This window comes from Amycolatopsis sp. lyj-346, assembly GCF_046548975.1.
GTDB lineage: Bacteria > Actinomycetota > Actinomycetes > Mycobacteriales > Pseudonocardiaceae > Amycolatopsis.
Window position 1 is genome coordinate 287,639 of sequence record NZ_JAJPWT010000011.1, and the last position, 14,938, is coordinate 302,576.

Sequence of the window (14,938 nt, forward strand, 5' to 3'; positions counted from 1 at the left end):
GTTGCGTCCGGTCCGCCCCGCTGTCCGACGAAAGGGTGCCGTGATGGTCCCGGAACCACGCTCGGCCGACCACCCGCTCACCGCTGCCGACTGGTTGAACGCCGACGGCCACATGTCGTTGCGCGTGCACTCCCCCGGCACCCGCACGCTGCTGGTCGAGGTGACCGGCGAAGTCGACCTCAGCACCGCCCGCCGCTTGGACGCGGTCCTGCAGGAGCGCGTCCACGGCGAACTCGGCGAGGTGGTCATCGACCTCGACGGCGTCACGTTCTTCTCGGTCGCCGGGCTGAACTCGCTGCTGCGCGCCCAGCTGCTCGCCGACACGGCCGGGGCGTGCCTCACCGTGGACGCCGGGCGGTCCCGCGCGGTGCGGCGGCTGTTCACGCTCCTGCCGACCGACTTCGACAGCGTGGCGAACGTCCGGCCGGTCCGCTGACCGCTCACCCGGCCGCCGGACGGCCCAGCCGCCGGACGGCTTCGACGATCGCCGTGTTCGGTGCGCCTTTCACCAGGTACTCGGTGACGCCCGCCGCGGCCAGCCCGGCGATCGAGGTCCGGTCGGCGTAGGCGGAGAAGGCCAGGATGGCGGTCTCCGGGCTGCGCCGGGCGATCTCGCGGGCCGCCCGCGCCCCGCCGCCGCCCGGCATCCGGACGTCGAGGACGGCCACCGCGGGCCGGTGCCGCTCGGCGAGCCGGATCGCCTCGTCGGCGTCGCCGGCCACCGCGACCACCGCGATGTCGGCCTCGGACTCCAGGACCTCCTTGAGGACGTCGCGGATCATCACGTCGTCGTCGGAGATCAGCACGCGCAGCTCGGTCACGGTTCCAGCTCCGTCACGTCGGGCAGCAGGGGCAGCCAGAACTCGACGACGGTGCCTTCGCCGGGCCTGCTGTCCACCGAGAGCCAGCCGTGTGCCGCTTCGGCGCGTTCGTGCATCTCGACCAGCCCGAAGTGGCCCGTGCCGGCGTCGCCCCCGGCCGTGCCGATGCCGTCGTCGGTGATCCGCACGAGGGTCCCGTTGTCCACTGTGGACAGCATGACGCCGACCCGGGTGGCGCGCGCGTGCTTGTGGACGTTGCTGAGCGCCTCCTGGCAGATCCGGTACACGGTGATCGCCGCTTCGGGGGACGGCTCGGCGGTGAGCTCGTCCCGCACCTCGTGCGCCAGCCCCCAGCGGCGCGCGACGTCGTCGGTGTAGGCGGAGACGGCCTCCACCAGGCCGTGCCGGTCGAGCTCCGGCGGCCGCAGCCGCGACACCAGGCCACGCAACCGGGCGATCGCGGCGGCGACCGACTCGTCGAGGCCGCCGACCGTGCTCGCGTGCGGTTCCGGCAGCCGCCCGGCCAGCAGCTGCAGGCGCATGCCGACGGCCACCATGGACTGGATCGACTCGTCGTGGACGTCCCAGGCGATCCGGCGCCGCTCCACCTCCTGCGCCTCGACGAGGTGCCCGACCAGCCGGCGGCGTTCGCGCAGCGCCTGCTCGACGTTGCGGCGTTCGGTCATGTCGCGGGTGACCTTCCCGAACCCGTGCAACCGGCCGTGCTCGTCGTACAGCGCGGTGATCACCACGTTCGCCCAGAACCGGGTGCCGTCCTTGCGGACCCGCCACCCCTCGTCCTCCAGCCGCCCTTCGGCGACCGCGACCTCCAGCTCCCAGGCCGGTTTGCCCGCCGCGACGTCGTCGGCCGGGTAGAAGACCGAGAAGTGCTGCCCGATGATGTCCTCCGCCGCGTACCCCTTGATCCGCTCGGCGCCGGCGTTCCAGCTCGAAATCCGCCCCTCGGTGTCCAGCATGAAGATCCCGTAGTCCTGGACGCTCTGGACGAGCAGGCGGAACCGCTCTTCGCTCTCCCTCAGCGCCAGCTCGGCCGCGCGGCGTTCGGTCACGTCGCGGGTGACCTTCCCGAACCCGCGCAACCGCCCCTGCTCGTCGTACAGCGCCGTGATCACCACGTTCGCCCAGAACCGGGTGCCGTCCTTGCGGAGCCGCCAGCCGTCGTCCTCCAGCCGCCCCTGGTCGAGCGCGATCTCCAGCTCGCGGGCGGGCTTTCCCGCGGCCACGTCGTCAGGCGGGTAGAAGACCGAGAAGTGCTGCCCGACGATCTCCTCCGCCGCGTACCCCTTGATCCGCTCCGCCCCGGCGTTCCAGGTCGAAATCCGCCCCTCGGTGTCCAGCATGAAGATCCCGTAGTCCAGCACTCCCTGCACCAGCAGGCGGAACCGGTCGTCGTCCATGCGGCAACTCTGCCGGATCGCCGCCCACCCGGCACGGCCGCGAACCCGTGCTCAGCCCGCGAACTCGGCAGACGATGCGGGCAGGACACACCAGACCACCTTCCCCCGGCCGTGACGGGCGGTCCCGCGCACGGCCGACAGGCGGTCGACGAGGGCGAGGCCCCAACCGCCGTCGGCCCCCGCCGGGCGCCGCACCGGAAGTGCCGGGTTGTCGTCGAAGACCTCGATGCGGACGTCCGCATCGTGCACGCTCAGCCGCAGGACCGGATCACCGCCGCCGTGGCGCAGTGCGTTCGTCGCGAGTTCGGTGACGACCAGCAGCGCGTCGTCGACCGCGGCGCCATCGGTCCAGGCCAGCAGAACGAGCCTGGTGAACCGGCGGGCGGCGGCGAGGCCGCCCGGCGAGCCGGTCAGCACGCACTCCGCGGTGAGCGGGGCAGGGATGTTCACGACACCAGCCTGCTCGACGCGCACCCGGCGGCGCGAGATGCAAAAGCCTCCACCCCGGCTGGTGCAGGTGCATCAGCCGATGAGGCCCTCCCGGCGGGCCACCGCGACGGCTTCGAGCTTCGACCGCGCGCCGAGCTTCTCGAGCACCCGCTGGACGTGGTTGCGCGTGGTGTTGCGGGACACGCCCAGCCGGCGGCCGATCTCGTCGGTGGTCGCGCCCTCGGCGAGCAGGTCGAGGGTTTCGCGTTCCCTGGCGGTCAGCGCCGCGCCGTTGCCGGGACCCCGGCCGGTGAGCCGGTCGAAGACACCCGGCAGCAGCTCCGCGTCGAAGACCACGCCACCGGCGGCCACGTCCCGCACGGCGGATTCCAGGACGCCGAGCTGAGAGGATTTCAACAGCAACCCGGCGCCGCCCGCCTTGGCGACCTGGACGGCGACCGCGGGCGTCGCGTCGCCGGTCAGCACCAGCACCCGCGCGCCACCCGTGCCGAGCTGGGCGATGACGTCGAGGGCGTCGCCGTCGGCGAGCCGCCGGTCCAGCACCACGACGTCCGGGGCGTGCTCGAGCGTGTCGGCGATCGCTTCCGCCCGGGACCGGGCCCGGCCGACCACGGTGATCCCGTCGGCGCGGTCGAGGGCCTGCTGCAGCGCTTCGGCGACCATGTCGTGGTCCTCCACGAGCAGGACACGGACGGATCGGGGCTCATCGGCGCTGCTCACGGTGTTCCCTCACTCCGGCGGTGACTGCCTGTCCATCCTAGGCGCCCACGCGGGACCGCTGCCGGTCACCAGGCCGGGGAACTCGGCCGCAGCAGTCCTTCGGGACCGGAGACGGGCAGCCAGTCGACGAGGTCCTCGTGGTGGCCCGCGGCCCGGAACACCGGCGGCCGGAAGGAGCCGGCGGGCGGTCCGGCGACTCGCAGCAGCTCGACGAACCGGGCGACCGCGCGCGGCGCGGGCAGCACTTCCGGGCCCCCGAGGTAGGCGAGCAGCTTCGCCGCGCCCCCGCCCGCGGGCTCGACGACCGCCGACCAGCCGTGTACCTCGTCCCAGATCAGGGCCAGGTCGTGCCCCGGCAGGTCCGGGAGCGTGCGGTCGAGGGCGACGTACCCCGAGGCGGGCACGTCGAGGTCGAGCGAACACGACTCGAAGCCGACGCCGGCGGCCGCCGCGACCCGGGCGAGGTAGGCACGCAACCCCCGGGCGAAGTGGTATTCGATGTCTCTGCCGAAGCCGATGAGCGTGTCCATGGTTCCACCTCCCGCACCCGCCGCAGGCCCGGAATACCCGATTTGGGCGATGGTCACACTTTCGTGGTCATTCTTCGATCGCCCCACCCACGGCCCGCAGGTGCGCGCGGAAGGTCAAGGACGGATTCGTTTCGCGCGCCGCAAGGAATTCACCGAAACGCACCTGCTGCCGCAACGGTTCGCCGCCCCGGATCCGGTCGGCCTGGCGGCGTTCGGTGTCGCGGATTCCTTCGGCGAGGGTGAACAATTCGCCCGCACGGGCGAGCGGGACGAACAGGACGCCGTCGTCGTCACCCAGCACCAGGTCCGCCGGGCCGATCCGCCAGGTCCCGACGATCGCTTCGGCCAGCCCGCCGTCCACGCGCGGCCCGAGGCCGAGCGGGCCGGTGGGCAGGGAGCCGAGGCTGAACACCGGCAGGCCGATGGCGCGGATGTCGGCGGTGTCGCGGTGCAGGCCCCAGATCACCACCCCGGACAGCCCGGCGGCACGCGCTTCGAGGACCACGAGGTCGCCGACGCAGCTTTCGTCGAGCCGGCCGCCGTTGTCGACCACCAGCACACCGCCGCCGGGAGCGCCCTCGAACGCTTCGAGGAAGACGTCGACGCTGCCGACGTGCCGGGCCGGGACCGCCGGGCCGAACAGCCTGCTGCCCGGCACCACCGCCCGCGTCGGCGCCGGCGCGCACCGCACGGGGAGCCCGGCGCGGATGCACGCGTCGGCGAGGTGGGCCGTGGTCAGCGTCGCGAAGCGCTGTCTGAGTCCTTCGTGCTCCATGCGCCGAACCTAGCCAGCGTCCCGGGTCTGTCCGGTCAGCCACGCCAGGTAGTCCGCGCTGCCGCCGACGATCGGGGTGGCGATCACCTCCGGCAGGTCGTAGCCGTGCAGCTGCCGCAGGCGTTCGGTGAGCGCCGGCACCCGGTCGGCGGTCGTCTTGATCTCCACCCGCCACTCCTGATCGGTCTGCACGGCGCCTTCCCACCGGTAGACGCTGGTGATCGGGCCGACAACCTGGGCGCAGGCACCGAGCCGGGCTTCGACCGCCTGCGCGGCGAGCTCCCGCGCCGCGGTTTCCGAGTCCGTCGTGGACGTCACGATCACGTGTTCTGCCGCCATGCGGCGAGGCTACCGGGACCATCGGCGCAGGCGGTGCAGCGCGCGCTGTTCTACGCGCACCCGCGACCCAGCCGGTATTCCTCACCGCGGCCCGGCAGGCGGGCCACCGCACCCCCTGCCGTGCTGAACCGCCACCAGGACACCCGACTCGACCCCAACGGCACCCAGGCCCCCCGCAACCCCGATCCGAAGCCAGCACACGGACGGCAGCGCCGGGTCAAGGCACGCTTTCCCGCCTTGACGCGGTGCTGCCGTCCGTAGTCACCATCGGGCTTCGGGGTGGCGGGAGAAACGCCGGGTCACCCGCCACCTCCCGGCCTACACCTCCCGGCCTACACCTCGGGGTCGTAGGCCAGGTTCGGCCGCAGCCACTGCTCGACCTCGGCGATCTCGACGCCCTTGCGGCGGGCGTAGTCCTCGACCTGGTCGCGGCCGAGCCGTCCGACGGTGAAGTACTTCGAATCCGGGTGGGCGAAGATCAGCCCGGACACGCTCGCCGCCGGCGTCATCGCGAACGACTCGGTCAGGTCCATGCCCAGTTCGCCGGCTTCCAGCAGCTGGAACAGCTCACGCTTCTGGCTGTGGTCGGGGCTGGCCGGGTAGCCGAGCGCCGGGCGGATGCCGCGGAACCGCTCCGCGTGCAGGTCTTCGAGCTTCGGCTGCGCGTCCGGCTCGAACCAGTCGCGGCGGGCGCGCAGGTGGATGTGCTCGGCGAACGCCTCGGCGAGCCGGTCGGCCAGTGCCTTGACCATGATCGCGCGGTAGTCGTCCTGCTCGGCTTCGTACCGCTTGGCCAGTGCTTCGGCGCCGTGGATGGCCACCGCGAAGCCGCCGAGGTGGTCGCCGACCGGCGCGATGTAGTCGGCCAGGCAGCGGTTCGCGCGGTCCGCGGGCTTGGCCGTCTGCTGCCGCAGCATCGGGAACTTGACGTGCGCGAACTCGTCTTCGAGCAGGATGTCGTCGCCTTCGCTGTGCGCCGGCCAGAACGCGTACGCGCCCTTCGCGGTGAAGCTGCCTTCGGCGATGATCTGGTCGAGCAGGGTGTTCGCGTCGTCGAACAGCTCGCGGGCGACCGGCTGCTCCAGGATGGCCGGGTACTTGCCCTTGAGCTCCCAGGCCAGGAACAGGAACTGCCAGTCGACCATCTCGCGCAGTTCGGCGATGCCCGGCTCGATGACGCGGACGCCGGTGAACGCCGGGGTCGGCAGGCCGTCGAAGGCCACCTTCTCGGGGTTCGCGCGGGCCTGCTCGACGGTGAGCATCGGACGGCGCTGCTTGTTCGCGTGCTGCTCGCGCAGCACCTCCTGGTCGGCCCGGTTCTTCTCCGCCAGCACGATCGAGCGGTCCGGGTCGAGCAGGTCGGACACCACGCCGACCACGCGCGACGCGTCGAGCACGTGCACCGTCGCGTTGTCGTAGACCGGGGCGATCTTGACCGCCGTGTGCTGGCGGGACGTCGTCGCGCCGCCGATGAGCAGCGGCAGCTTCAGGCCGCGCCGCTGCATTTCGGTGGCGACGTTGACCATCTCGTCGAGCGACGGCGTGATCAGCCCGGACAGCCCGATCGCGTCGGCGCCCTCGGTGACCGCGGTGTCGAGGATCTTCGCCGCCGGCACCATCACGCCGAGGTCGATCACCTCGTAGTTGTTGCAGCCCAGCACCACGCCGACGATGTTCTTGCCGATGTCGTGGACGTCGCCCTTGACCGTGGCGAGCACGACCTTGCCCTGGCCGTTCGACACGGCGGCCCGGCCCGCGAGCCGGGCCTCCTCCTTCTCGGCCTCCATGAACGGCTCGAGGTAGGCGACCGACCGCTTCATCACGCGCGCGCTCTTGACCACCTGCGGCAGGAACATCTTGCCCGAGCCGAACAGGTCGCCGACGATCTTCATGCCGTCCATCAGCGGGCCTTCGATGACCTCGAGGGGCCGTGCCATCGTCCGGCGCGCCTCTTCGGTGTCTTCCTCGATGTAGTCGACGATGCCGTGCACCAGCGCGTGGGACAGGCGTTCGCCGACCGTGCCTTCGCGCCACGAGAGGTCCACGACGCGCTTGGTGCCGCTGCCCTTGACGTTCTCGGCGAAGCTCACCAGCCGGTCGGTGGCGTCTTCGCGGCGGTCGAAGAGGACGTCCTCGACCAGTTCGAGGAGGTCCTTCGGGATGTCTTCGTAGACGGCGAGCTGGCCGGCGTTGACGATGCCCATGTCCAGCCCGGCCTGCACGGCGTAGAACAGGAACGCCGAGTGCATCGCCTCGCGCACCACGTCGTTGCCGCGGAAGGAGAAGGACAGGTTCGAGATGCCGCCGCTGGTCCGCGCGCCCGGGCAGCGCTCCTTGATCCGGGGCAGCGCCTCGATGAACGCCTTCGCGTAGCCGTTGTGCTCGGAGATTCCGGTCGCGACGGCGAGCACGTTCGGGTCGAAGATGATGTCCTCGCCCGCGAAGCCCGCCTTCTGCGTCAGCAGGTCGTAGGCGCGGCCGCAGATCTCCACCTTGCGGTCGGCGGTGTCGGCCTGGCCCTGCTCGTCGAACGCCATCACGACGACGCCGGCGCCGTAGTCCCGGATCGTGCGGGCCTGGGCGAGGAAGGGTTCCTCGCCCTCCTTGAGGCTGATCGAGTTGACCACACCCTTGCCCTGCAGGCAGCGCAGGCCGGCTTCGAGCACGGTCCACTTCGAGCTGTCGACCATCACCGGGATCCGGGCGACCTCGGGCTCGGTGGCGATCAGGTTGAGGAAGGTCGTCATCGCCTGCTCGGATTCGAGCAGGTCGGCGTCCATGTTGACGTCGAGCAGGTTGGCCCCGCCGCGGACCTGCTCCAGCGCGACGTCGACGGCGCCCTGGTGGTCGCCCGACTCGATCAGCCGGCGGAACCGCTTCGAGCCGGTGACGTTGGTGCGCTCGCCGATCATCACGAAGCCGGTGTCGGCGCCGATGCCGAACGGCTCGAGCCCGCTGAACCGGGTGTGGCTGCGCGGCGCGGGCACCTCGCGCGGAGTGACACCCTTCGCCGCGGCGGCGATCTTCGCGATGTGGGCCGGGGTGGTGCCGCAACAGCCGCCGACGAGGTTGACCAGGCCGTCCCGGACGAACCCGCCGACCAGGTCGGCCGTCTCTTCGGGCGTTTCGTCGTAGCCGCCGAAGGCGTTCGGCAACCCGGCGTTCGGGTGACTGGCGACGTAGGCGTCGGCGATCCGCGAGAGCTCCTCGACGTGCGGGCGCATCTCTTGGGCGCCGAGCGAGCAGTTCACGCCGACGACCAGCGGTTTCGCGTGCTCGATCGAGCTCCAGAACGCCTCGACGGTCTGCCCCGACAGCGTCCGGCCGCTCAGGTCGACGATCGTCACCGAGATCCACAGCGGCAGGTGCGGGGCGACCTCGCGCGCGGCGGCGATCGCGGCCTTGCAGTTCAGCGTGTCGAAGATCGTCTCGACCAGCAGCAGGTCGACGCCGCCCTCGGCGAGGCCGGCGATCTGCTCGGCGTAGGAGGCCTTGACCTGCTCGAACGTGACCGCCCGGTACGCCGGGTCGTCGACCTTGGGCGACAGGCTGAGGGTGACGTTGAGCGGGCCGATCGACCCGGCGACGAAGCGCCCACCGGCTTCGTCGGCGGCCTGGCGGGCCAGCTGCGCGCCGCGGACGTTCATCTCGTGGACGAGCGACTGCAGCCCGTAGTCGGCCTGGCCGATGCTGGTGGCCGTGAAGGTGTTCGTCGTGGTGATGTCCGCGCCCGCGGCCAGGTACTGGCGGTGCACGTCGAGGATGACGTCCGGGCGGGTGAGGTTCAGCAGGTCGGGGTCGCCGGTGACGTCGTGGGTGTGCTCGCCGAAGCGGTCGCCGCGGTAGTCGGCGGGGGTCAGCCCGGCCCCCTGCAACATGGTTCCCCAGGCGCCGTCGAGCACGGCCACCCGCTGGTCGAGCAGCTCACGCAGGCGCGCTGTTGAATCGAACGGGGTGTTCACCGGCAGCCTCCCTCGATCGGGAGGCGCCCTTGGTTGGTCATTCCCGGCCGAGCGTGGCGGACCCGGTGGTCCGTTGCAGCGCCTCTCGGCCTGTGGTCCACGGTATCGGAACCGGGCCCGTGGACGCCATCCCGCCCCGCCGACGTGTCCACTGAGTGGGACGCTGTCCGTCCACAATGGATCTTCCGGGTCACCCTGCACCTCCGTCGACCGACCAGCCCGCAGCTGCCGGCCTCCGAGTGTGGCAGCCGGGGATCGAGCCCCTCTCAAGACCACCGGAAGCGCCTGGTCAACCACGCAAGGTCACCGCGAAGCCGCTTGAAAACTGAAACACGTTCTAATACGCTCCGCGGGTGGACTACGGAATCGTGCTGTTCACCAGCGACCGGGGGATCACCCCGGCGGCCGCGGCGCGGGCCGCGGAGGCCGCGGGGTTCTCGACCTTCTACGTTCCCGAGCACACCCACATCCCGGTGAAGCGCACCTCACCGCACCCGCGCACCGGGGACGCGTCGCTGCCCGACGACCGCTACAGCCGGACGCTCGACCCGTGGGTCGCGCTGGCGACGGCGGCCGCGGTCACCGAGCGGATCCGGCTCGCCACCGCCGTGGCGCTGCCGGTCGAGAGCGACCCGATCACCCTCGCGAAGACGATCGCCAGCCTCGACCACCTTTCCGGCGGCCGCGTCACCCTCGGCGCCGGCTTCGGCTGGAACGTCGACGAACTGACCGACCACGGCGTGCCCGGGAACCGCCGCCGCACCGCGCTGCGCGAGTACCTCGAGGCGATGAGTGCACTGTGGACACAGGAGGAAGCCGCCTACGCCGGGGAGTTCGTCTCCTTCGGACCGAGCTGGGCGTGGCCGAAGCCGGTGCAGCGGCACATCCCGGTCCTGCTCGGCGCGGGCCCGACCGAGAAGACGTTCCGCTGGATCGCCCGCCACGCGGACGGCTGGCTCACCACGCCGGCCGACACCGACCTGGACGGGCACGTGGCGCTGCTGAAGGAAATCTGGGGCGCCGAGGGCCGCGAAGGGGCGCCGCGGATCTGCGCGCTCGGCGAGCGGCCGGACCCGGAACGCCTTGCGCACCTGGATGCGCTGGGCGTGACCGAGACGATCTTCGGCCTCCCCGACCGCTCGCCCGAAGAGGTCGAGGCGTGGATCGGGCGGCTGGCCGGGAAGCTGACCCTCGTCCCCGCCGGAACGTCCTGAAAAGTCCTTCACGACCCCCGGGGTCAGCTCTTGGCCGCCACGCCCTGGCGCGCCCGCAGGTCGAGTTCGATCTGCTCCAGCGTGCGGCCCTTGGTTTCCGGGACCAGCCACTGGGTGAGCACGAACAGCACCACGTTCACCCCGGCGAACAGGAACATCGAGCCGCCGATGCCGAGGGATCCCGGATCGGAGATGATCGGGAACACCGCGCTCACGATGCCCGTCGCCGCCCAGAGCACCACGCTGCTGATGCCCATGCCGGTGGCCCGGTACTTCAGCGGGAAGACCTCGGCCAGCATCACCCAGACGACCGCGCCCCAGCCGAGTTCGTACCCGACCAGGTAGAGCACCATCATCACCAGCATCAGCAGGCCGCGCGTGCCGGTGTCGTGGACGTTCAGCACGACCAGGCCGGCGGCCACCAGCGTCAGCACCATGACGACGTTGCCGACGAGCAGCAGCGGCTTGCGGCCCCAGCGGTCCACCACGAACACGACCCACGCGGTGAACAGGAACTTCGTCACGCCCAGCAGCACGCCGGACAGCAGCGCGGCCTGGGTGGCGAAGCCGAGGCCGATGAGCATCGTCGGGAAGTAGGCGTTGATGGCGTTGACGCCGCTGAACTGCTGGCCGATCGCGAGCAGCAGGGCCACGACGAGCATCGGCCGCACGAACCCGGAGAACAGGTCGCGGATGCGCGGCTTCTCCTCGGTGCCGAGCCGGATGACCTCGTGGATGGTCGCGATCTCCTCGTCGAGGTTCACGGTGGTGCCGTGCGCCCCGGCCAGCACCCGCCGCGCCTGCTCCTCCTGGCCGTTCTTGACCAGCCACCGCGGTGTCTCCGGCAGGAACACCAGCCCGGCGAGCAGCACCACCGCGGGCACGATCGCGCCGGCGAACATCCAGCGCCACGCGGAAACCGGCCCGAGCCAGTAGCTGACCAGGAACGCGATCAGGATGCCCAGCACGATGAAGATCTGGTTGAGCGCCCCCATCGCGCCCCGCCACTTCGCCGGCGCCAGTTCGGACAGGTACGTCGGGACGGTCGACGACGAAAGGCCGATCCCCAGGCCGATGACCAGGCGTGAAAGCACCAGCAGCGCGAACGTCGGCGAGAAGCTCGCCGCCAGCGTGCCGACGACGACGATGCCCGCCGCGATCATGATCGTGCGGCGACGGCCGAGGGCTTCGTTGGTGCGGCCGGAGAACAGCGCGCCGGCGATGGCACCGACCGACAGGCTGGCGGTGATCACCCCCTTGTCCCAGCCGGTCAGTGCCCACAGTTCCCCGATGAACGGGAGCACCCCGGAAATCACGCCGAGGTCGTAACCGAAGAGGATGCCGCCGAGTGCGCCGAAGAAGTACAGCGTGGTCCGGCTGATGTGCCGAGCCGGGGCCGCCTGTGTCGTTGACCGATCGGTCATTGCCGGGTCGCCTCTTCCTTGGGTCCAGTCCAGCCAGCGGCCACCACACTCACACGCCGGAAAATGGCGGGCAAGGAGACCCCTGATAACGATTCAGGAACCTGATCGACGTTCACGTATGTGACGTGAAGATCCGGCACACCTTGGACACGAGACCGCGCGCCCACCGGTTCGAATCCACTGTAGACAGTGCGCTCCGCCGAAATCGTCGAACGCTTTACAACGCTCCGAACGCTGGTTTACCGTCCCTCTGGAAGCGCTCCCAGAATGTGGAGGCAGAGGTGCACAACGTCGTGCGAAAAACTCATTCCCCGTCCAGGTCCCGTTCGGTGAGACGGCTGCTCGCCACCGCGCTCGCCGTGCTCCTGCCCGCCGCCGTCGCGGTCACCGTCGGCGCGCCGGCCTCCCCGGCCGCACCCGCGGCCACCACCTGGCGCAACGCGGAAATCGCCGGCGGCGGCTTCGTCCCCGGGATCGTGTTCAACCAGACCGAACCCGGGCTGGTCTACGCCCGCACCGACATCGGCGGGGCGTACCGGTGGAACACCGCCACCGGCCGCTGGATCCCGCTGCTGGACTCGGTCGGCTGGACCGACTGGGGTCACAACGGCGTCGCCAGCCTGGCCACCGACCCGGTCGATCCGAACCGCGTCTACGTCGCGGCGGGGATGTACACCAACAGCTGGGACCCGAACAACGGCGCGATCCTCCGGTCGGCCGACCGGGGCGCCACCTGGCAGACGGCCGCGTTGCCGTTCAAGCTCGGCGGGAACATGCCCGGCCGCGGCATGGGCGAGCGGCTCGCGATCGACCCGAACCGCAACAGCGTCCTCTACCTCGGCGCGCCGAGCGGCAACGGGCTCTGGCGCAGCACCGACTCCGGCGTCACCTGGGCGAAGGTGACCAGCTTCCCCAACCCCGGCAACTACGCGCCCGACCCGAGCGACCCGTCGGGCTACTCCAGCGAACTCGAAGGCGTCACCTGGGTGACGTTCGACCCGACGACCGGTACCCGCGGCAGCACCACGCAGACGATCTACGTCGGCGTCGCGGACAAGGAGAACACCGTCTACCGCAGCACCGACGGCGGCACGACGTGGGCCCGCCTGGCCGGCCAGCCCACCGGGTACCTGGCGCACAAGGGCGTCCTCGACCCGGTCGGCGGCTACCTCTACCTGGCGACCAGCGACACCGGCGGTCCCTACGACGGCGCGAAGGGCGACGTCTGGAAGTACGCGACGAAGACCGGCGCCTGGACGCGGATCAGCCCGATCCCCTCGGACAGCAGCGACGACTACTTCGGCTACAGCGGGCTGACGATCGACCGGCAGCACCCGAACACGCTGATGGTCGCGACGCAGGTGTCGTGGTGGCCCGACGTGATCTTCTTCCGCAGCACCGACGGCGGCGCGACCTGGACGCGGATCTGGGACTTCTCGAACTACCCCGAGCGAAGCCTGCGCTACACCCAGGACATCTCGTCGGTGCCGTGGCTGAACTTCGGCCTCCAGCCCGCTCCCCCGGTGCCGTCGCCGAAGCTCGGCTGGATGACCGAGTCGGTGGAGATCGATCCCTTCGACTCGAACCACCTGCTCTACGGCACCGGCGCGACCATCTACGGCACGTCCGACCTCACGAAGTGGGACACCGGCGGGAAGATCACGATCAAACCGGTCGTCGGCGGCCTCGAAGAGACCGCGGTGCTCGACCTGATCAGCCCGCCGTCGGGCGCACCCCTGCTGTCCGGGCTCGGTGACATCGGCGGGTTCCGGCACGACAGCCTCGACGCGGTCCCGGCCACCATGTACACGCAGCCGGCGTTCACCACGACCACCAGCCTCGACTACGCCGAGCTGTCACCGGCGACGATCGTGCGCACCGGCACGCTCGACCGGTCCGCCCGGCCGAACGACAACCGGATCGCCTTCTCCACGGACGGCGGGAAGAACTGGTTCCAGGGCGCCGAGCCGGGCGGGAACGCCGCCGGCGGCACGGTGGCCGCGGCCGCCGACGGCAGCCGGTTCGTCTGGAGCCCGGAAGGCACCGGGGTCAGCTACTCCGCAGGCTTCGGCTCGTCGTGGACGGCGTCCGCCGGCATCCCGGCCGGCGCGGTGGTCGAGGCCGACCGGGTCGACCCGAAGCGGTTCTACGGGTTCGCGGCGGGCAAGTTCCACGTCAGCACGGACGGCGGCGCGACGTTCACCGCGACCGCGGCGATCGGACTGCCCACCGGTTCCGCGCACTTCAAGGCGATGCCGGGCGTGGCCGGGGACATCTGGCTGGCCGGCGGTTCTGGCACGACGTACGGCCTGTGGCACTCGACCGACTCCGGAGCGTCTTTCACGAAGCTGGCGAACGTTGCCGAAGCCGACAACATCGGGTTCGGCAAGGCCGCTCCCGGCCGGACGTATGCGACGTTATACACGATCGCCAAGATCGGCGGGGTGCGCGGGATCTTCCGCTCGGACGACGCGGGGGCTTCGTGGACGCGGATCAACGACGACCGGCACCAGTACGGCAACATCGGGGCGGCGCTGACCGGTGATCCGCGGGTGTACGGCCGGGTGTACGTGGGCACGAACGGCCGCGGCGTGATCGTGGGCGAGTCCGGGGGCAGCGAGCCGCTGCCGACGAGCACCACGCCGACCACGCCCACGACGCCGACCACCACCACCACCACACCGACGACCACCACCACTCCGGTGCCGTCGGGGTCCTGCACCGCGGCCTACACGGTCACCAACCAGTGGCAGGGCGGGTTCCAGGCCTCGGTGAAGGTGGGCAACACCGGCACCGCCGCGGTGACCGGGTGGACGGTGACGTGGACCTACGCCGACGGCCAGCGGGTGACGCAGGCGTGGAACGCGCAGGTCACCCAGAGCGGCGCGGCGGTGACGGCGCTGAACGTGGACTGGAACCGGACCATTTCCGCGGGCGGGAGCGCGGAGTTCGGGTTCACCGGGTCGTCGGGGACGGCGAACCGCAAGCCGGCGGCGATCTCGCTCAACGGGCGGGCCTGCACGACGTCCTGAGCCGGTCTGCTGCAGCCAGTCGTGAGTGGTGAGGCGGGTCAGAGCACCGCCTCACCCCTCACGACCAGCTGCGGGGAGGGGGTTTCAACCCACCCCCAGGCGGTTGAAACCCCCTCCCCGCACCCCCAGTCCGGCGCCCCCGCCCGAACAGTCCGCAGGCTGCTCGGGCGAAGTCCCCGGTGAGGTCCACTCTTCCGGTTGCCGACGGCAGCCGCCATTCCTGCCCGCAGGAGACTTTTTCGCCCGATCACAC

Annotated in this window: 12 protein-coding genes and 1 riboswitch; of the genes, 3 read left to right on the forward strand and 9 right to left on the reverse strand. The window is 71.1% G+C overall.

All coding sequences use genetic code 11. From position 1 onward, the window contains the following. Positions 1-43 precede the first annotated feature (43 nt). On the forward strand, positions 44-436 hold the full coding sequence (locus tag ACLJQE_RS29670) for an STAS domain-containing protein (protein WP_410642754.1): 393 nt from the start codon (positions 44-46) through the stop codon (positions 434-436). A gap of 4 nt (positions 437-440) precedes the next feature. Here the strand turns inward: ACLJQE_RS29670 and ACLJQE_RS29675 are convergent, their stop codons facing one another. The 8 genes from ACLJQE_RS29675 to metH form a co-directional block, all read right to left on the reverse strand. After that, a complete protein-coding gene (locus ACLJQE_RS29675) occupies positions 441-821 on the reverse strand; it encodes a response regulator transcription factor (RefSeq protein WP_410642755.1) in 381 nt (126 codons plus the stop codon). Then, entirely contained in the window at positions 818-2,239 is a 1,422-nt protein-coding gene (locus ACLJQE_RS29680) for a PAS domain S-box protein (protein ID WP_410642756.1), read from the reverse strand. Before ACLJQE_RS29680 ends, ACLJQE_RS29675 begins: the two co-directional genes overlap by 4 nt. Positions 2,240-2,290: 51 nt before the next feature. Beyond that, on the reverse strand, positions 2,291-2,689 hold the full coding sequence (locus ACLJQE_RS29685; RefSeq protein ID WP_410642757.1) for an ATP-binding protein: 399 nt from the start codon (positions 2,687-2,689) through the stop codon (positions 2,291-2,293). A gap of 72 nt (positions 2,690-2,761) precedes the next feature. Beyond that, entirely contained in the window at positions 2,762-3,409 is a 648-nt protein-coding gene (locus ACLJQE_RS29690) for a response regulator transcription factor (protein WP_410642758.1), read from the reverse strand. Between the two features lie 65 nt (positions 3,410-3,474). Next, a complete protein-coding gene (locus ACLJQE_RS29695; RefSeq protein WP_410642759.1) occupies positions 3,475-3,939 on the reverse strand; it encodes a DUF6292 family protein in 465 nt (154 codons plus the stop codon). Positions 3,940-4,006: 67 nt separating this feature from the next. Further along, positions 4,007-4,714: an RraA family protein gene (locus tag ACLJQE_RS29700; protein ID WP_410642760.1), complete on the reverse strand. Its 708-nt coding sequence runs from the start codon at positions 4,712-4,714 to the stop codon at positions 4,007-4,009. A 9-nt stretch (positions 4,715-4,723) separates the two neighbouring features. Then, a complete protein-coding gene (cutA, locus tag ACLJQE_RS29705) occupies positions 4,724-5,053 on the reverse strand; it encodes a divalent-cation tolerance protein CutA (protein ID WP_410642761.1) in 330 nt (109 codons plus the stop codon). Between the two features lie 332 nt (positions 5,054-5,385). Further along, complete coding sequence (gene metH, locus ACLJQE_RS29710; RefSeq protein ID WP_410642762.1) at positions 5,386-9,015, reverse strand: methionine synthase; 3,630 nt, start codon at positions 9,013-9,015, stop codon at positions 5,386-5,388. 14 nt (positions 9,016-9,029) lie between these two features. Then, positions 9,030-9,108: riboswitch (S-adenosyl-L-homocysteine riboswitch) on the reverse strand. Positions 9,109-9,368: 260 nt separating this feature from the next. Here metH and ACLJQE_RS29715 point away from each other — a divergent pair. Continuing rightward, positions 9,369-10,229, forward strand: a complete 861-nt coding sequence (locus ACLJQE_RS29715) for an LLM class F420-dependent oxidoreductase (RefSeq protein ID WP_410642763.1) — start codon at positions 9,369-9,371, stop codon at positions 10,227-10,229. 23 nt (positions 10,230-10,252) lie between these two features. Here ACLJQE_RS29715 and ACLJQE_RS29720 read toward each other — a convergent pair whose 3' ends face one another. Then, complete coding sequence (locus ACLJQE_RS29720; protein WP_410642765.1) at positions 10,253-11,653, reverse strand: sugar porter family MFS transporter; 1,401 nt, start codon at positions 11,651-11,653, stop codon at positions 10,253-10,255. A 329-nt stretch (positions 11,654-11,982) separates the two neighbouring features. Here ACLJQE_RS29720 and ACLJQE_RS29725 point away from each other — a divergent pair, with 329 nt between their 5' ends. Further along, positions 11,983-14,685 carry a cellulose binding domain-containing protein gene (locus ACLJQE_RS29725; protein ID WP_410642766.1) on the forward strand — a complete coding sequence of 901 codons (2,703 nt, stop codon included), beginning with the start codon at positions 11,983-11,985 and terminating at the stop codon, positions 14,683-14,685. Positions 14,686-14,938: the final 253 nt, after the last annotated feature.